Source organism: Mycobacterium sp. SP-6446 (assembly GCF_001954045.1).
In the GTDB taxonomy this organism is placed as follows: domain Bacteria; phylum Actinomycetota; class Actinomycetes; order Mycobacteriales; family Mycobacteriaceae; genus Mycobacterium.
Genome location: NZ_MBEM01000009.1, coordinates 1 through 18035, shown reverse-complemented (window position 1 = coordinate 18035; position 18035 = coordinate 1). Strand labels below are relative to the sequence as shown.

Annotated in this window: 17 protein-coding genes and 2 pseudogenes; 11 read left to right on the top strand and 8 right to left on the bottom strand. The window is 66.8% G+C overall.

Annotated features, from left to right (window positions below):
• The first annotated feature begins 108 nt into the window (after positions 1-108).
• From A5736_RS00935 to folE, 3 genes are all read left to right on the top strand, one after another.
• Positions 109-1227, top strand: coding sequence for a PPE family protein (locus tag A5736_RS00935; protein ID WP_076243995.1), 1119 nt, complete (start codon positions 109-111; stop codon positions 1225-1227).
• A 194-nt stretch (positions 1228-1421) separates the two neighbouring features.
• Complete coding sequence (queD, locus tag A5736_RS00930) at positions 1422-1805, top strand: 6-carboxytetrahydropterin synthase QueD (protein ID WP_254848263.1); 384 nt, start codon at positions 1422-1424, stop codon at positions 1803-1805.
• A 16-nt stretch (positions 1806-1821) separates the two neighbouring features.
• The gene (gene folE, locus A5736_RS00925) at positions 1822-2385 is read left to right on the top strand and encodes a GTP cyclohydrolase I (RefSeq protein WP_076122221.1); all 564 of its coding nucleotides are present in this window, start codon (positions 1822-1824) and stop codon (positions 2383-2385) included.
• 36 nt (positions 2386-2421) lie between these two features.
• Here folE and A5736_RS00920 read toward each other — a convergent pair whose 3' ends face one another.
• Positions 2422-3495: an NAD(P)-dependent oxidoreductase gene (locus A5736_RS00920; RefSeq protein ID WP_083667096.1), complete on the bottom strand. Its 1074-nt coding sequence runs from the start codon at positions 3493-3495 to the stop codon at positions 2422-2424.
• A 301-nt stretch (positions 3496-3796) separates the two neighbouring features.
• Between A5736_RS00920 and A5736_RS00915 the strand changes: the two genes are divergently transcribed.
• The 3 genes from A5736_RS00915 to A5736_RS00905 all read left to right on the top strand — a co-directional run bounded on the left by A5736_RS00915 (position 3797) and on the right by A5736_RS00905 (position 6947).
• On the top strand, positions 3797-5044 hold the full coding sequence (locus A5736_RS00915; protein WP_254848261.1) for an MFS transporter: 1248 nt from the start codon (positions 3797-3799) through the stop codon (positions 5042-5044).
• 320 nt (positions 5045-5364) lie between these two features.
• On the top strand, positions 5365-6258 hold the full coding sequence (locus A5736_RS00910; protein ID WP_076122222.1) for a ribonuclease Z: 894 nt from the start codon (positions 5365-5367) through the stop codon (positions 6256-6258).
• A 41-nt stretch (positions 6259-6299) separates the two neighbouring features.
• Positions 6300-6947 carry a response regulator transcription factor gene (locus tag A5736_RS00905; RefSeq protein ID WP_076122223.1) on the top strand — a complete coding sequence of 216 codons (648 nt, stop codon included), beginning with the start codon at positions 6300-6302 and terminating at the stop codon, positions 6945-6947.
• Between the two features lie 14 nt (positions 6948-6961).
• Here A5736_RS00905 and A5736_RS00900 read toward each other — a convergent pair whose 3' ends face one another.
• From A5736_RS00900 to A5736_RS00890, 3 genes and pseudogenes are all read right to left on the bottom strand, one after another.
• Positions 6962-8149, bottom strand: a complete 1188-nt coding sequence (locus A5736_RS00900; RefSeq protein WP_076122224.1) for a sensor histidine kinase — start codon at positions 8147-8149, stop codon at positions 6962-6964.
• A gap of 63 nt (positions 8150-8212) precedes the next feature.
• On the bottom strand, positions 8213-8527 hold the full coding sequence (locus A5736_RS00895; protein ID WP_076122225.1) for a hypothetical protein: 315 nt from the start codon (positions 8525-8527) through the stop codon (positions 8213-8215).
• A gap of 190 nt (positions 8528-8717) precedes the next feature.
• A pseudogene (locus tag A5736_RS00890) lies at positions 8718-9326 on the bottom strand (carboxymuconolactone decarboxylase family protein); the annotation flags it as partial.
• Positions 9327-9466: 140 nt separating this feature from the next.
• Between A5736_RS00890 and A5736_RS00885 the strand changes: the two are divergent.
• Positions 9467-10531: a diguanylate cyclase gene (locus tag A5736_RS00885; RefSeq protein WP_076243993.1), complete on the top strand. Its 1065-nt coding sequence runs from the start codon at positions 9467-9469 to the stop codon at positions 10529-10531.
• A 12-nt stretch (positions 10532-10543) separates the two neighbouring features.
• On the opposite strand, the gene A5736_RS00880 is transcribed toward A5736_RS00885, so the two are convergent.
• From A5736_RS00880 to sdhC, 4 genes are read right to left on the bottom strand one after another with little or no spacing between them, the layout of a single operon-like run.
• A complete protein-coding gene (locus tag A5736_RS00880; RefSeq protein ID WP_076243991.1) occupies positions 10544-11359 on the bottom strand; it encodes a succinate dehydrogenase iron-sulfur subunit in 816 nt (271 codons plus the stop codon).
• Positions 11359-13113, bottom strand: a complete 1755-nt coding sequence (gene sdhA, locus A5736_RS00875; protein WP_076243989.1) for a succinate dehydrogenase flavoprotein subunit — start codon at positions 13111-13113, stop codon at positions 11359-11361. The genes A5736_RS00880 and sdhA overlap by 1 nt, the downstream gene beginning before the upstream one ends.
• A gap of 3 nt (positions 13114-13116) precedes the next feature.
• Entirely contained in the window at positions 13117-13587 is a 471-nt protein-coding gene (locus A5736_RS00870; protein WP_076122230.1) for a succinate dehydrogenase hydrophobic membrane anchor subunit, read from the bottom strand.
• The gene (sdhC, locus tag A5736_RS00865) at positions 13584-13922 is read right to left on the bottom strand and encodes a succinate dehydrogenase, cytochrome b556 subunit (RefSeq protein ID WP_233147930.1); all 339 of its coding nucleotides are present in this window, start codon (positions 13920-13922) and stop codon (positions 13584-13586) included. Before sdhC ends, A5736_RS00870 begins: the two co-directional genes overlap by 4 nt.
• 266 nt (positions 13923-14188) lie before the next feature.
• Here sdhC and A5736_RS00860 point away from each other — a divergent pair, with 266 nt between their 5' ends.
• From A5736_RS00860 to A5736_RS00845, 4 genes and pseudogenes are all read left to right on the top strand, one after another.
• Entirely contained in the window at positions 14189-14587 is a 399-nt protein-coding gene (locus A5736_RS00860) for a cytidine deaminase (RefSeq protein WP_076243988.1), read from the top strand.
• Positions 14584-15897, top strand: coding sequence for a thymidine phosphorylase (locus A5736_RS00855; RefSeq protein ID WP_076243986.1), 1314 nt, complete (start codon positions 14584-14586; stop codon positions 15895-15897). Before A5736_RS00860 ends, A5736_RS00855 begins: the two co-directional genes overlap by 4 nt.
• Complete coding sequence (locus A5736_RS00850) at positions 15894-16982, top strand: adenosine deaminase (protein ID WP_076122233.1); 1089 nt, start codon at positions 15894-15896, stop codon at positions 16980-16982. Before A5736_RS00855 ends, A5736_RS00850 begins: the two co-directional genes overlap by 4 nt.
• Positions 16983-17059: 77 nt before the next feature.
• Positions 17060-18035: pseudogene (locus tag A5736_RS00845) on the top strand (13E12 repeat family protein); the annotation flags it as partial.

Here is an 18035-nt window from a genome sequence, read left to right as displayed (position 1 = left end):
GGGGCAGGGACCCGTACTGAGTTCTGCCCAGTCGGCCGATACGAATGTCGAACTCGCCTGGGCACCGTAGCTATGTGGTTCGCATTACACCGGCAAGACGGTCGAGCGATGGATTTCGCAGCACTACCGCCGGAAATTAACTCCGCCAGGATGTATGCCGGGCCGGGGCCGGGTCCGATGCTGGCGGCCGCGGCCGCCTGGCATGGGTTGGCCGCCGACTTGCATGAGACGGCAGCGTCGTATGCGTCGGTCATCTCCGGACTGACCGGCGGGCCGTGGCAAGGCTCCGCGTCGGTATCGATGGCATCGGCGGCCACACACTACTTCGCGTGGATGAGTGCCACCGCCGGCCAGGCGGCGCAGGCGGGCACCCAGGCCCAGGCCGCCGCCGGCGCGTATGAGGCAGCGTTCGCGATGACGGTTCCGCCATCCGTGATCGCGACCAACCGGGCCGCGCTGATGGCGCTGATTGCTACCAACGTCGTCGGGCAGAACACCCCTGCGATCGCGGCCACCGAGGCGCTCTATGCCCAGATGTGGGCCCAGGACGCCGCTGCCATGTATGGCTACGCCGCCGCGTCGGCGGCAGCCGCGACGTTGACACCGTTCACCCCGCCGCCGCCGGTCACCCACCCCACGGGGCCGCTGGCGGGAACCCGCGCGCAGACGGTCATGTCGAAGGGCTCGCGAGTAATCTCTGCGGTCCCGCACGCGCTTCAGCGGCTCGCGTCGCCCGACCCGACGAATCACCCCCTTTACTACCTTGTCGACATCGTGGCCAACATCGGTGTGGTTGCTGCATCCGCTTCGTCGGTTCTGAGCTCATGCATGGCGACAATCGGCACCATGGGCGGGCTCGCGAACGGCGCGGCGCCGGTCGCGGGTGCCCCGGCTACGGCAGCTCCGGGAGGCCTGCCTTCCGTCGCGCGCGTTGCGGGATCGGCGGGTCTGGGGGTCGGCGCGGGTGCGGCGTCGGCAGGTCTGGGTCGGGCGACATCGATTGGACCGCTCTCGGTGCCGCCGAGCTGGACCACGTCGTCGGCGACAAGCCCTATGGCCTTGGCTCTGGGCAGCACCCCCTTCACCGCGCCTCCGAGTAGCGGGCCCCCGGGCGTGCCCGCAATGCCGATAACGGGCCCGGCGGCGAACGCCAACGGCAACGGCAACGTCGTTCCAAAATATGGGTTCCGCCCCACGGTGGTCATTCGTACGCCGGCCGCCGGCTAACAAAAAGTTGTGCGCTCCACCGATCGCAGGAGCCGGCTTCCACCGCCCAAACCCGCAACGGTTGGATTGTCCAGACCGGAAGCGAGCCTTACGTTCTCGGTATGCCAAAGACCTCGTCCCTTGCAGACGTAGCTCATCCGTCAAGCCAAATGAGAAATAACCCATCAGTCCGTGCCAGCGCAGTACATCCGACGTTGGCGGATGGGCAAGTCCCGACGAGCAGTGCGATCGAGGTGTTCAAAGTTTTCACTTTCGAGGCCGCGCATTTTCTGCCGAACGTTGCAGCAGGCCACCAATGCGGTTTCCTTCACGGTCATAGCTACAAAGTGGTTGTGGGCGTCAAGGGAATCCCCAACTCGCACACCGGTTTTGTCGTTGACTTCGCCGAGATCAAGTGCGCGATCAAGCCCGTGCTAGATGAGCTCGACCACAGTGCGCTGAATCACTTCATTGAGAATCCGACGTGCGAGAACGTCGCCTGCTGGATCTGGCAGCGGCTGCGCATTCCCGGACTTTCCTACATCGAGGTGTGGGAGACCGCAACGTCCGGCTGTCGCAAAAACGCCGTCTCCGCCTGACGAAAGGAAGCGAGCTATGGATCTCGCCGACGCTGAGGTCGCTGTGAAGGCGCTCCTGGTAGCGATGGACGTCGATGAGCACGATCACACCGCCGATACGCCCGGCCGCGTTGCGCGGGCGTGGCGAGACATGCTCGCCGGCTATCGCGAGGATCCCGCCGACCACCTCGGCCGCGTGTTTCCGGCGCCGCAGGAACCCGGGCTGGTGATCGTGGAGGGCATTACGTTGATGTCCACGTGCGCTCACCATCTGCTGCCGTTCACCGGGCACGCCACCGTCGCGTACCGACCCGGGCCCGGTCAGCGAATCGTAGGGCTGTCGAAGCTGGCGCGGCTGGTACACGGCTATGCGCGGAGGCTACAGGTCCAGGAACGGATCGGTTGTCAGGTGGTCGACGCCATCGCCGACCGGCTACACCCTTCGGGTGCAATGTGTCTCATCACCGCCACTCACGACTGCATGAGACTTCGGGGCATCAGCGAGCCTCATGCGGGTACGACCACCGAGACGCGCCGCGGCAACTTACTAGATCACGAGGTCGCGTTGATCCACGCGCGGCATCAGCGCGTGCGCCGTTGACGGTAGGGCAAATCAGCCGACACAGCAGCTGATAAATCAGCCGGCGAGGGCCGGGATGGCATGTGAGTGGTTGTGGCACTTGGCATTAGCAAGCTGATCGCGACACACCCGAACACGGTGCTGGCCGCTCGTTGGATGGAACACTCCCAAGTGGTACGAACTGCTCGGGTACTCCTTTACCCCGACGAGTTGTGATAGCGGCGTGCGCACGGAGTCGCCGCGTGCGACTCTGGCTGCGATCGCGTCCAGATCGAACCGCGGGTGCCAGCCCAGCTCATGGCGCGCTCTGGCGTTGACGTACACACGGTCCAGGCGGTGGGGGAACCGCCAGCCTCGTTCTCTCCAAGCGGCCGCGGCCACCGGCGAGCGGCGCGCGAATACCGACTCCGCGTCGGTTCGCAACTCGGCCATGTCATCACGCGTGAACGGTGTTGTGGCCGCGATGACGTAGCGCGCAAACCCCAGACGCGGCGCCTGCTGTGCCGCTTTCAGGTGCGCGTCGACGGCATCTTCGAGCGCGACCCGGCGTGACGCGTATTCGTTGGCCTTCACGTTATCGTCGCTGCGCCCGTCATGAACGTCTGGCATATCGTCGCCGTCGGCGAAGAATCGCGCGGTGCGCAGCACCACGCAGGGCAGGCCGTCGTTGCGGTGCGCCAACTGGCAGAGGTCCTCGGCGGCGGCCTTGGTAACACCGTAGATGTTCTTGGGAATCGGCGTCACGGATTCGTCGATCCACGCGGCGGGCCGCCCCGGCGACGGCACGAGCGCGTCACCGAACACCGTCGTTGACGATGTCATCACGAACGCGCGAACGCCGACCCCCACCGCCGCATCCAGAAGGGTCTGCGTGCCACCGATATTGGTGTTCAAGAATTCCTGGCGCGGCACGAATGCCAGCTGTGGCTTGTGCAGCGTGGCGGTGTGGAACACCACATCCACGTCGGCCATTAGCTCGCGTGTCAGCCCTGGATCAGTTATGGAGCCAACAACATTGGTCCACTTCGACGGCCGTGCGTCGAGCCCGACGGTGTCGGCGCCGCGGGCACGCAGGGTGCGCACAAGCGCTTCGCCGAGGTGACCGGAACTGCCCGTTACCAGGGCCCGCATCGGGGCGTTGGGATTGCTCATGGATGCTCCGGCTTCGCTGGCATTCGTCTGCCGAGCGTGACTCGCTCGGGTCACCACCACTATTTCGTGGTGATCGCCGAGTGTCTGTCGGGTGCCTGGCGGAGTCAGGGGATGAAACGCTCTCCCCCAATCGGGGGAGACACGCTCAATCGCAGGAGCGCGCTTCACCGCGGTTGAGGGCCGATCGGCGGATTAGCGCTTCGCTTTGCGCGACTTACGTTCGTGACCGAAGCCCGTCGGTTACCGACATGAGCGTGGCCCTTTGGTGAAGGACGAAATGATGACGGCATCCCCCGCCGCTAGGCGTGATACCCCGGGGCGCTACGAGTATCCGCCGGTGATCTGGGTCCTCCTGGCCGGCAACTTGCTCGTGCGCGCCGCGGGATTCGCCTATCCGTTCCTGGCATATCACGTTGCCGAGCCGGGGCACGCGCCCGGAACCGTGGGCACGATTTTGGCGGTGTTCGGAGTCGGGTGGGTGATGGGCCAGCTGCTCTGCGGGTGGCTGATTGACCGGCTGGGAAGACGATCCACGCTGGCGGCCATGATGCTGCTAGCGGGGCTGGCATCGGCGCTGCTGGCCGGTGCGAAAACGGCTGGGGCATTGGTAGTTGGGGCCGCGCTGGTCGGGGTGGTCTTCGACGCGCCGCGACCGGTGCTCAGTGCAGCGATCAACGAGCTAATTCCCGATCCTCGGAAGCGGGCGAAAGTCGACGCTTGGCGGCTGGGTTGGACAACGAACGCCGGCGCTGCGATCAGCGGCGGCATCGGCGGTCTGCTCGCAGACGCGATCGGCGTACCCGCTCTGTATTGGATCAACGCCGTAGCGTTCGCGCTTTTCGCGGCGATCGCGTTGAGCGGCATGCCGCCCGATGTGCGCCGCCCACCGTCGATTACTAAAACCGGTTACCGTCGGGCTTTTTCGGACCGCCGATTGATGCTGCTGTTGGTCAGCAGCGCCGCCACATTGACGGCGTCCATCGGTTTCTTCGCCGCCCTGCCGATGTTGATGTCGCGTCATGGCCTGGGTGCCGGTGCGTACGGCTGGACGCAGCTGGCCAATGCGTCGACCGTCATGGCGCTTACGCCATTACTCACTCCGTGGCTGAGCCGACAAGTTGCGACACTTCCAAGAATGGACATTCTGGCCGCGGCCGCGGCATGGACCACCGGGTGGTTGGCGACCGCCGCCGTAGCGGATTCCACACTTAGCTTCAGCCTGGCGGTGGCGGCGTGTGCCCCCGGTGAGATCGCCTGGTTTGTGCTGGCCGCCGGCGTCGTCCACCGGATCGCCCCGGCCGAGCATCGCGGGCGCTACCACGGGGTGTGGGGAATGGCCCTGGCGCTGGCGGCGATCGCCGCGCCCCTCCTGGTGGCATACGGACTGGGTCATGGCGGTCCGCCGATGGTGGCGGTCTCCATCCTCGTCGTTGGCTTCGCCGGCGCCGCGCTGTGTGTGCCGCTAGCGCGTGTTGTGGCCGCCGGTAGCGACGCGTCCGCACGATCAAGGCGGCGTCTGGCGACATGACGCCTGGCGCCAGCTCGCACATCGCAGCGGTCGGCGAGGCCCGCTGAGGCACCAACGCCTGCCGTCAGAAGCCACGGCTCCGCTAAACGCCGGATTCGGTGGAGGAACCTTTCTCCCCCTAATGGGGGAGAGCCACACCGCCCGCAGCGGCCGCAGAGATCAACGGCGCCACCGCCTGGGAAGCACGAAACATATTGCGGCAGAGTAACTTAGACGCCGCTCACACCCGCGTCCGGATCCCGTGCAGTGCCGGCGACCATGCCGAGTGACCCCCGAATCACGTCGTTGCGTAGGCAATCGCGTTGTGGCATATCTAGGGCGTGATCGAAATCATTCTCCTTGGAACGGGCAGCCCGATACCCGATCCGCTGCGGGCCGGGCCCGCGACCCTGGTACGTGCGGGTGGTCAGACGTTTCTGATCGACTGCGGCAGGGGTGTGTTGCAGCGTGCCGCCGCGATCGGCGTCGGCGCCAACGCGCTGACCGCCCTGCTCCTCACCCACCTGCACAGCGACCATATCGCCGACCTCGGCGACGTGCTGATCACCCGGTGGGTGAGCACCTTCACGCCCGAACCGGCACCCTTGCCGATCATCGGTCCGCCCGGGACCGCTGCCGCGGTCGAAGCGACGCTCGGCGCGTTCGGCGCCGACATCGGTTATCGGATTGCGCACCACGCCGACCTGAACGGTCCTCCCGCCGTCGACGTCCGCGAATTCACCGAGGGCATCGTATGGGACGCCGGTGACGTGCGCATCGAGGCCGCCCCGACGGATCACCGGCCGGTGGATCCCACCATCGGCTTTCGGTTACACCACGATTCGGCGTCTGTCGTCTTGGCCGGCGACACGGTGCCGTGCGCCAGCCTCGACGAGCTGGCCGCAGGCGCTGATGCACTGGTACACACCGTGATCCGCAAAGACCTCATCGAGGCGCTGCCGATGCAGCGGATCCGCGACATCTGCGACTATCACTCATCGGTCGAAGAGGCCGCCTGCACCGCAGAGCGGGCCGGCGTCGATACTCTGGTCCTGACGCACTGTGTGCCGGCGGTGGCGCCCGGTCAGGAGGATGACTGGCGGGGACGGGCGCGGTCACAGTTCAGTGGGCGCATCGAGCTGGGGCCGGATCTGCATCGCGTGGAAGTGATTGGAGCGCGGGAGAAAGTGACCACACTGCCCCCCGCGGGGAGCAAGAATACAAAGACCACATAGCGGTGCCCGGTGGGACCAGCGCGACATTTCGGGAGCATCCCATGAGCTACCCCTCAAAACGGATCAAAGTAGTCGTAGCCGACGACCACCCGGTGACCAGACAAGGCGTAGTACGAGCGCTGAATTCAAGCGGAAGAGTAGAGGTTGTCGCCGAAGTGGCCGACGGCAGAGCCGCGCTGGAGGCGATTCGCGAGCTGCGGCCGGCGGTGGCGCTGCTCGACTACAAGATGCCCGAACTCAACGGACTTGACGTCGTCCACGCCGTCACCCGGGACGCGCTGCCCACCCGCATCGTGCTGCTCAGTGCCTTCGACGACAGTTCGGTTGTGTACAAAGCCCTGGCCGAAGGCGCCAAAGGCTACCTGACCAAAGAGTCCGACAGCGACGAGATCATCACCGCGGTCCTCAAATGCGCGGCCGGCGACGGTTACCTACCTACCCACCTGTCCGGTGCACTGGCAGGTGAACTCCAGCAGCGGGCTAAAGGCGAGTCCGCGCTGTTGACGACGCGCGAACAGGAGGTGGTCCGCATGATGGCCGACGGGTTGTCGGTTCCTCAGATTGCGTCGCGGCTGCATCTGGCGCCCAGCACGGTCAAGTCGCATGTGCAGAACCTCTACGAGAAGCTGAAGGTCTCCGACCGGGGCGCCGCGGTGGCCGAGGCGATGCGGCGTCGATTGGTGGAGTGACCGGGGCGCTCTACCTACACCCGCAGCGGGACTTCGATGCGGATGTGCGCTCCGGCGGGTTCGTCGACGATACGCATGCTGCCACCGGCGGCCTCTACCCGCGCCCGGTGCGACGCCAGGCCGATGTGCCCCTCCGCGAGGCGGCGCGCCGCGGCGTCGCGCCTGATCCCAATCCCGTTGTCCGCCACGTCGAGACAGCACGCGTCGTCGACCACCGCCAGTTTCACGGAGGCCCGGCTGGCACGGGAATGACGGACCACGTTGGACAGCAACTCGCGAGTCACCCCAAATATCATCGGGTCGATCGCGTTGGTGCCGGGATACTCGATATCGGTTGCGATGGCGATACCCGATCGCTCCGCGGTTAGCGAGGCCAGCTTGTGCACCGCGGCGCCAAGCCCCACCTCGTCGAGGACCTCCGGGTGCAGCTCGAACGTGGCCTCCCGCAGGCGCCGCGACGCCTCCTGCAGGCTGGCCACCGCGCGGTCGAGCTGCACCGCGGGTGTCGTCTTGCGCAGGTCGGAGATGTCGCGACGGGCGGCGAGCACATCCTGCAGCGGACCGTCGTGGATGGCTTCGGCGATCTGGCGGCGCTGCGCCTCCGAAGAGGTCATCGTATCCGCGAGCAATTCCTCGCGTGACGCGGTTACCGTGGCGACTTCGTCCTCGTACCTCGCCCGAAGAACGGCCACCACCAACCTCGCGGAACAGACGAATGCATACATGGCCAGCAGCAGCGTCGTTTCGGGCCACCCGATGCGTGGCTGAATCACCGGGTCTTGCAATAGGACTATCGCGAACGCGATGTAGATCGTCCCCAGCACCACCGCCGTCGGCCGCCACGACACTCCAGTCGCTACCAACATGGGCAGCAGGGCCATCAGTAGCAAGGGCAGGTATCCACCCGGCGACATCAGCTTGAAGCACCACACCGCCGCGATGTCGACGAGCGTGAGGATCACCACGAACCAGTCGCCGGTGACCAGATGGCTTGGGGGAGAAAGCACCACGACGGCCGCGGTCACCGCGATCGCGGCGTACAGGGCGACCAGGACGCCCTCGTTGACCCATTTGCCGGGATCGGTGCTCACCAGCATCGCACCGACCATGATGGCCACCACGCCGACACGAAGCCCATACCCTGCGCGCAGCGATCGAAGCCGGTGCGTCCGGCGCACTCGGTCGAGATCCGACGTACTCATTGATTAACGATGTTCATTTGCCAAGCCGCGAAATGCAACGACCCTCGATGCATTGGCGTCGTGCTACTTGCAGGCGCTCCAACTGAACCACCGTCCACCCTGGGCGCAGACGGTCGCGTTAGGGGTGTAATCCGTTGGCGGCGGCGGATCGTAGGCCGGTGGGGCTGGGCACCCGCTGACCGACCAGTGGCGGCCGCCGACGCTGCCGCAGGTGTCGGCCTTGGCGGCCGCCGGCATCACGATGGGCAGCCAGACCGCCGCGGCCGCCGCAAGCGCTAGCATCCATGCCGCAGTCGCCGCGGCCCATGACCGCGCGGTCCGGCGCGTTTTGCGCCTGGCCTGCCCGGTATTGCCCATCGGGGTTGCGGTGCAGTTCATTTCGGTTCTCCCAAGTCGGTTCAACACGGATGGCGGGGGTGCTTGGCTCCGCTCACTGACCAGTGTTCTGCCATGATGTTGGTCGGTCTATCGGGTGAAAGCCGGATTGGGTGGGGGAAATCGTCTCCCCCTTTCGACGGGGTCCGAGTTCGACCAGCTGAGGTCACCGATCCGATACGTGTCCGGGCAATCAGCGCGCGGCCTGGTTTTCCTCCGCCCACGGAACACGGCAGGCGTCACCGGAATTGAAGCCCTGCTCGGTGATGCCCAGGGCGGAATTCACCCGCGCCCGCATGTTCTCGAGCCCGATCTGATAAGTCAGCTCGAACACTCCCGCGTCGCCGAAACGGGTCCGCAGGTCGGCGACCTGTTCGTCGGTGACGGTGTGCGGGTCGGTGGTCATCGCGTCGGCGTAGGCGATGGCGGCGCGCTCGTCGTCGGTGAATGCCGGTGAGGTGGCGTAGTTGTCGATGTCCTTGAGCCGCTCCATGTCCAGGCCGTCCAGGCGTTGCAGCATCGACCCGAAGTCGACGCACCAGGAGCAGCCGATCGCGCGCGCGGTCCACAACACCGCGAGCTCACGCACGCTGACCGGAAGCGTCTTCGACGCCCGGTCGACCATGGTCTCGTGGACGGCGCCGGCGATCATCAGTTTGCGATGATGCGCGGACACGGCGAACGGTTCGGGAACCTGGCCGTAGCGCCGCTTGGCGACCCGGTACATCGCGCGGGTCAGCAGGCCGGCGCGCTTGGGGGGCAGGGGCTCGATGCGTGTTTTCTGTGTCATACCCCTCAGACGAGACAGGTCGACAATGTGTGACGAGCGCGGTCAGCGCGAGGGGCGACTTCGGGCCTTCTGCCTCGCGGGCCGCGAGACGGCCGTAGCATGCGGCTAGCCTCTCGGCATCGATGGCCAGTGGTGGCGATTGGGAGTCAACGATGACTGCGCTGTTTAGCCGGCGGGCCGACCAGTACGACTGGCTGTCCGGCTACCTCGCGTCGCGGGGCATCGGCGGCGCCACTCGGGCCCTGATGGCGTTCATCGCGACGTCGATGGTGTTGTGCCTGCTCGCCCTGCTGGGCAGTTCGGACGGTCCCCGCGGACCTGTGCCGGTGGCGATGACATGGGTCGCCGTCGGCGGCGGGGTAGCGGGCGTGTTGCTGTGGGTTTGGCGGTGGCCGACGCGCAGGCAGTCGATCGCATTTGCCATCACGTGCAACACCGCCGTCGCCTTGGCGTGCCTGGCACACCCGAACCCGCTCGCCGCGCTGATCGGGTGCATAGCATTCGCGACCTTCGGCGCCTACATGGCGTTCTTTCACACCACGGGATTGGTGCTGTACAACTTCGCGGTTGCCGCTGCCGTCGGCTCCTGGGAGGCGGTGTCGTTGGCGAGATCTGGACACCCCAGCCTGGCGGGGGTGGACCTGTGGCTGGTGATCGAGGTCAACATCGCCCTACCTCTCGCCATTCGGATCCTGGTGCGCGCTTTGGCGGGAGATCTGCTGACTGCCGACCGCGATCCGTTGACGGGCCTGCTCAATCGGCGCGCATTTCAGCACGAGGCGCTGGGAATGATCTTGGCCCGACGCGGCATCGACTCCCACCTCGTGGTCATGTTGATCGATCTCGACAACTTCAAAGCCGTCAATGACAGGTGTGGCCACGCGGCGGGCGATCGCGCACTGGTCCAGGTCGCGCGGGCGCTGTTGGCCGCCGCCGACAATCAGGCGGTGGTGGCCCGAAGCGGTGGTGAGGAATTTCTCGTCGCCGGCACGTCTTCGACCTGCAACGCCGAGTCGTTGGCCGCGCGCGCGTGCCGGGCCATCGCGATCTCGGCCGCGGGAGTCACCGCCAGCGTTGGCACCGCGTGCGCCCGCCTCGAGGACGCCGCAAACGAACCGCAATCAGTTCTCGATGAGCTGATCACGGCCTCCGATGCCGCGATGTATCAGGCTAAACGGTTGGGGGGCAACCAAAGTAATCACCACGAGCTTTGTTGACCGGTGCAGGTATCAGCGCGTGAACATCAGCGCGCGCTTGACCTCCTGGATCGCCTTGGTCACCTCGATGCCGCGCGGGCAGGATTCGGTGCAGTTGAACGTGGTGCGGCAGCGCCACACGCCGTCGACCTCGTTGAGGATGTCGAGGCGCTCGGCGGCGGCCTCGTCGCGGCTGTCGAAGATGAAGCGGTGCGCGTTGACGATCGCGGCCGGGCCGTAGTAGCTGCCCTCGTGCCAGAAGATCGGGCAGCTGGTGGTGCAGCACGCGCACAGGATGCACTTGGTGGTGTCGTCGTAGCGGGCGCGGTCGGTCGGGCTCTGGATTCTTTCCCGCGTCGGCGGATTGCCGGTGGTGATCAGGTACGGCTTCACCGCGCGGTAGGCGTCGAAGAACGGCTCCATGTCGACGACGAGGTCCTTCTCCACCGGCAGCCCGCGGATGGGTTCGACCGTGATGGTCAAAGACTTGCCGGGCTGCCCCTTCTTTTTTTGAGGCAACAGATCGCGCATCAGCACCTTGCAGGCCAGCCGGTTGACGCCGTTGATGCGCATGGCGTCCGACCCGCACACCCCGTGCGCGCAGGATCGCCGAAAGGTCAGTGTCCCGTCGAGGTAGCTCTTGATGTAGATGAGCAGGTTGAGCAGCCGGTCACTGGGCAGGCAGGGCACCCGAAAGCTTTGCCACCCACCGGTTTTCGCGAAGGCATCGGGCTGGTCGGGGTTGAACCGGGCGATTTTGACGGTCACCAGCACCGCGCCCTCCGGAACCGGCGGCAGTGGCGGGTCCAAAGTCTCGGCGTCCGACGCCTCTCCTGGTTCCGAAGTCATCAGTACTTCCGTTCCTTGGGTTCGTAGCGGGTCTGCACCACGGGCTTGAAGTCCAGCGCGATGTCGCTCAGCAGGTCGCTGCCCTGCTTGTAGGCCATCGTGTGGCGCATGTAGTTGACGTCGTCGCGGTTCGGGTAGTCCTCGCGGGCATGCCCGCCGCGGGACTCCTTGCGATTCAGGGCGCCGACGACGGTGACTTCGGCCAGCTCCAGCAGGAAGCCCAGCTCGATGGCCTCCAACAGGTCGCTGTTGTAGCGCTTGCCCTTGTCGTGCACGGTGATTCGGGAGTAGCGCTCTTTCAATGCGTGGATGTCGGTCAGCGCCTGCTTGAGCGTCTCCTCGGTGCGGAACACCGCGGCGTTGTTGTCCATCGTCTGCTGCAGGGCGCCGCGAATGTCGGCGACGCGCTCGTTGCCGTGCTCGGAGAGGATGTCGGCCACCCACCCGACGACCATCCCCTCCGGCTCCGGCGGCATGTCGACGAAGTCGTGCCCCCGCGCATACGAAGCCGCCGCGATGCCGGCCCGGCGCCCGAAGACGTTGATGTCCAGCAGCGAATTGGTGCCCAGCCGGTTGGCGCCGTGCACCGACACACACGCGCACTCGCCGGCCGCGTACAGGCCCGGGACGGTGGAAGTGTTGTCCCGCAACACCTGTCCGGTGACGGTCGTCGGGATGCCGCCCATCAAGTAGTGACAGGTCGGGTAGACCGGGACCAGCTCGTGCACCGGGTCCACACCCAGGTAGGTGCGGGCGAACTCGGTGATGTCGGGCAGCTTGGCCTCGAGCACCTCCTCACCGAGGTGGCGCACGTCGATGTAGACGTAGTCCTTGTGCGGCCCGGCGCCGCGGCCCTCCAGCACCTCCAACACCATGGAGCGGGCGACGATGTCGCGGGGCGCCAGGTCGACGATCGTCGGGGCGTAGCGCTCCATGAAGCGCTCGCCCTCGCCGTTGAGCAGCCGGCCGCCCTCGCCGCGCACCGCTTCGGAGATCAGGATCCCCAGGCCGGCGAGCCCGGTCGGGTGGAACTGGTGAAACTCCATGTCCTCCAACGGAAGTCCCTTGCGGAAGACGATGCCGATGCCGTCGCCGGTCAGCGTGTGCGCGTTGGAGGTGGTCTTGTACATCCGGCCCGAACCGCCGGTCGCGATCACAACGGCCTTCGCGTGGAAGACGTGGATGTTGCCGGTCGCCAGCTCGTAGGCGATGACCCCGGTGGCCACCGGACCGCTCGGGGTCTGCGTCAAAGCCAGGTCGAGCGCGTAGAACTCGTTGAAAAACTCCACGTCGTGCTTGACGCAGTTTTGGTAGAGCGTCTGCAGGATCATGTGGCCGGTGCGGTCGGCGGCGTAGCAGGCCCGGCGCACCGGCGCCTTGCCGTGGTCGCGGGTGTGCCCACCGAAGCGGCGCTGGTCGATGCGGCCCTCGGGGGTCCGGTTGAACGGCATCCCCATCTTCTCCAGGTCGAGCACCGCGTCGATGGCCTCCTTGCACATGATCTCCACGGCGTCCTGGTCGGCGAGGTAGTCGCCACCCTTGACCGTGTCGAAGGTGTGCCATTCCCAGTTGTCGTCCTCGACGTTGGCCAACGCGGCGCACATGCCGCCCTGGGCGGCCCCGGTGTGGCTGCGAGTGGGGTAGAGCTTGGTGAGCACCGCGGTGCGCACGCGGGGTCCGGCCTCGACGGCCGCCCGCATTCCCGCACCGCCCGCGCCGACGATCACCACGTCGTATCGGTGTTGCTGGATCACCGGTCAGCCTCCGATATTCGGGTCGAATGTCATCAGCACGTAGGTACCCAGCACCAACGTGAACCCCATCGACAGCAGCAGCAGGCTGTTGAGCCAGAATCGGGTGCGATCCGTGCGGCTGTAGTCGTCGATGATGGTGCGCAGGCCGTTGCCACCGTGCAGCTGCGCCAGCCAAAGCAGGGCCAGGTCCCAGAACTGCCAGAACGGCGACGCCCACCGCTGGGCCACGTAGTTGAAGTCGATGCGGTACACCCCGTTGTCCCACATCAGCATGATGAACAGGTGCCCGATGGCCAGGAATACCAGCGCGACGCCGGAGAACCGCATGAACAGCCACGCGAACTTCTCGAAGTTGGGTATGCCGGCGCGGCGCCGCGGCGAGCGCGGATTGTCCAGGCTCGCCGGACGGTCGTGGCTGCGCTGGTGTACCGGCGCTTGCTCGCCCCGGCCGAGCTGAAGGTCGGGGCTGCTCATCGGAAGTGCTCCCACATGTGGATGCCCAGCGCCACCCCCACCGGAACCATGAGCAGCAGGAAGACGATGCAGACGATCCAGAACATCAGCCGCTGGTAGCGGGGGCCCTGCGACCAGAAGTCGATCAGGATCACCCGGATCCCGTTCAGGCCGTGGAACGCCACCGCGGCGACCAGGCCGAATTCCATCAGGCCCACGATCGGGGTCTTGTAGGTCGCGATCACCTCGTTGTAGGCCTGCGGGCTGACCCGGACCAGGGCGGTGTCCAAGACGTGCACGAACAAGAAGAAGAAGATCGTGGCACCGGTGATGCGATGCAGCACCCACGACCACATGCCGGGATCCCCCCGATACAGCGTTCGCGGCGGCCGCCGCTTGCGCGAGGGCGTCGACGCCGGTACGGCCGGATCCGCGGTTGTCGCCTGTGTACTCACTGAAGTTCTCACCGCCTTCGTCAACAAGCCGGGCAACCGACCTTAACCCCGCAACGACGGGCCGCGGTAGGAGCTCGGTCCGGCCAAGACGCCGTGTCGCATCGGAGTTAGGGTGGCTGCTTGAACCGGCCCAACAAGTCAGCCCATCGGTGAACGGGGGTTGCGAAATGCCAGATGTCGATTGGAATATGCTGCGGGACAACGCGATCCAGGCGGCCGCGGGAGCGTATGCGCCGTACTCGCGATTCCCGGTGGGTGCTGCGGCACTGGTCGACGACGGCCGCGTGGTCACCGGCTGCAATGTGGAGAACGTCTCATATGGCCTTGGTCTCTGTGCCGAATGCGGTGTGGTGTGCGCCCTACATTCCACCGGCGGGGGCCGGCTGATTGCGCTGGCATGCGTGGACGGGCGGGGATCCCCGCTGATGCCGTGCGGGCGATGCCGTCAGGTGCTGCTGGAGCACGGCGGTCCCGGGTTGCTCATCGACCATCCGGCGGGGCCCCGCCGGCTCGGCGAGCTGCTGCCCGACGCGTTCGGCGCCGAGGTCCCCCGGGAACGTTCTTGACCGATTTCGGATTCGACGCGCCGACGGTGATCAGGACCAAGCGCGATGGCGGCCGGTTATCCGACGCCGCCATCGCGTGGGTCGTCGACGCCTACACCGACGGCCGCGTCGCCGACGAGCAGATGGCGGCGCTACTGATGGCGATCGTCCTGCGCGGCATGGACCGCCGCGAGATCGCCGAGTGGACGGCGGCGATGCTGGCGTCCGGGGAGCGGCTGGACTTCAGCGACCTGCGCCGCGACGGGCGGCCGCTGCCCACCGTGGACAAGCACTCCACCGGTGGGGTCGGGGACAAGATCACCCTGCCGCTGCTGCCCGTCGTCGCCGCGTGCGGTGCGGCGGTACCGCAGGCGTCGGGTCGCGGGCTCGGGCACACCGGCGGCACCCTCGACAAACTGGAATCCATCGCCGGATTCACCGCCCAGCTGTCCAACGGACGGGTGCGCGAACAGCTCGTCGATGTGGGCGCGGCGATCTTCGCCGCGGGCGAGCTGGCGCCGGCGGACGCCAAGCTGTACGCGCTGCGCGATGTCACCGGCACGGTCGAGTCCCTGCCCCTGATCGCCAGCTCGGTGATGAGCAAGAAGCTGGCCGAGGGCGCGGGCGCGTTGGTGCTCGACGTGAAGGTCGGCGCGGGGGCGTTGCTCAAGTCCGAGGCGCACTCCCGCGAGCTGGCGCAGATCATGATCGAGCTGGGCGCCGCGCGCGGGGTGCCCACCCGCGCGCTGCTGACGGACATGAGCACCCCGCTCGGCGCGGCCGTCGGCAACGCGCTCGAGGTCGCCGAATCCCTGGAGGTCCTGGCCGGCGGCGGGCCGCCCGACGTGGTCGAGCTGACGCTGGCGCTGGCCGGCGAGATGCTCGAACTCGCCGGGATCGACGGCGCCGACCCCGCGGAGACCCTGCGCGACGGCACCGCGATGGACCGATTTCGCCGGCTCGTCGCGGCCCAGGGCGGTGATTTGTCGATACCGTTGCCGATCGGTGCGCTGTCCGAGACCGTGGCCGCCACCCGGGGCGGCACAATGGGCGATATCGACGCGATGGCAGTGGGGCTGGCGGCATGGCGGCTCGGTGCGGGCAGATCCCGCCCGGGCGAGCGGGTGCAATTCGGCGCCGGCGTGCAAATCCACCGCCGTCCCGGCGAACCCGTGGCGGCCGGCGAGCCGTTATTCACCCTCTACACCGACACCCCGGAACGCTTCGGCGCCGCGATGGCCGAGCTGGACGGCGCGTGGAGCGTCGGGGACACACCGCCGGCGCCGCGGCCGGTTCCAAGGCCGCTGATCATCGATCGGATCGCCACGTGACCACACCTTTGGATCTGCGGCAGATCGAAAAAGCGCCGAAGGCCCTGCTGCACGATCACCTCGACGGTGGGCTGCGCCCGTCGACCGTGCTGGAGATCGCCGGCCAGACCGGCTACGACGGGCTGCCCGCCACCGATGTCGAGGAGCTGGCCACCTGGTTTCGCACCCGGTCGCACAGCGGTTCGCTGGAGCGCTATCTGGAGCCGTTCTCGCACACCGTCGCGGTCATGCAGACGTCCGAATCGCTGCATCGGGTGGCCTACGAGTGTGTCGAGGACCTGGCCGCCGATTCGGTGGTCTACGCCGAGGTGCGCTTCGCGCCCGAGTTGCACATCGACCGCGGACTGTCTTTCGACGAGATCGTCGACGCCGTGCTCGCGGGTTTCGCCGACGGCGAGAAGGCCTGCGCCGCCGCCGGCCGGCCCATCGTGGTGCGCCTGTTGGTCACCGCCATGCGACACGCCGCGGTGTCACGGGAGATCGCCGAGCTGGCGATCCGCTTCCGGGACAAGGGTGTGGTCGGCTTCGACATCGCCGGCGCGGAGGCCGGCAACCCGCCGTCGCGACATCTGGACGCGTTCGAGTATATGCGAGATCACAACGCGCGCTTCACGATTCACGCGGGTGAGGCCTTCGGCTTGCCGTCCATCCACGAAGCGATCGCGTTCTGCGGGGCGGATCGGCTGGGCCACGGGGTGCGGATCGTCGACGACATCGACGTCCTGGACGACGGTGGCGTGCGGTTGGGCAGGCTGGCATCGATCCTGCGGGACAAGCGAATTCCGCTGGAGATGTGTCCCAGCTCGAACGTGCAGACCGGCGCGGCCAAGAGCATCGCGGACCACCCGTTCGATCTGCTGGCCCGATCCCGGTTCCGGGTGACCGTCAACACCGACAACCGGCTGATGAGCGATACCTCGATGAGCCTGGAAATGCACCGTCTCGTCGAGGCTTTCGGCTACGGATGGAGCGACCTCGAGCGCTTCACGATCAATGCGATGAAGTCGGCGTTCATTCCGTTCGACGAACGCCTGGCGATCATCGACGAGGTGATCAAGCCGCGCTACGCCGTGTTGATCGGTTAGAGCGACGGGTCCGGCCCCCGGGGCTGCCCCGGATTGGGCGGCCGGGATTTGTCGTACCCCTTTGCGAGGATGTGGTCATGTCTTCGACTGCATCGCTTGCCTTGGCGGGGTTGAGTCCTGCTGAGCGTCTTGAGGTGTTGTTTGAGGAGTTGGCGGAGTTGGCCGGTCAGCGCAACGCGATTGATGGGCGCATCGTGGAGATTGTGTCCGAGATTGATCGCGACCGGCTGTGGGGCGCCACCGGGGCGCGCTCGGTGCCGGCGTTGGTGGCCTGGAAACTGGGTTCGTCATCGACAAACGCCCACACGATCGCGACTGTCGCGGCCCGGCTCCCGGAGTTCCCGCGCTGCGTTCAGGGCATGCGGGAGGGCTGGTTGTCGCTGGATCGGGTGGGCGTCATCGCGGCGCGCGCGCGGGTGCGGGAGCTGATGAGCATTACCTGCAGTTGGCGCGGGTGGCCACGGTCAATCAGCTGCGCACCGCGCTCAAGCTGGAACCGCGGCCCCAACCCGAACCGCGCCGCGAGCCCGAGCGCGCGTTCACCAGGACCAGCACCGAGCAGGGCAGTTGCTACCGGATCACCCTTGCTCACGATGAGGCGGCGAAGTTCGACGCGGCGCTGGCGTCGCATCGTGATGCGCTGATCGCCGAGTGGAAACACGATCGCGACCACGACGCACGGGCATCGGATAACGCGCCGCCGTTGCCGAACACCGCTGCGGCGTTTATGCGACTGGTCGAGGCGGGGTGGGACGCCGAGGTGGCCCGCCGCCCGCATGGGCAGCACACCACCGTGGTGATGCATCTCGACACCCAGGCGCGCATCGCCGCACTGCACCTGGGCCCGGTGTTATCGGACGCCGAACGCCAATACCTGTCCTGTGATGCCACCTGTGAGGTGTGGTTGGAACGCGACGGTCAGCTCATCGGCGCCGGCCGCTCGACTCGGCTGATCAACCGCCGGCTTCGCCGTGCACTCGAGCACCGCGACCGGGCGTGCGTGGTTCCTGGCTGCGGGGCCAGCCGGGGTCTGCACGCTCATCACATCCGACA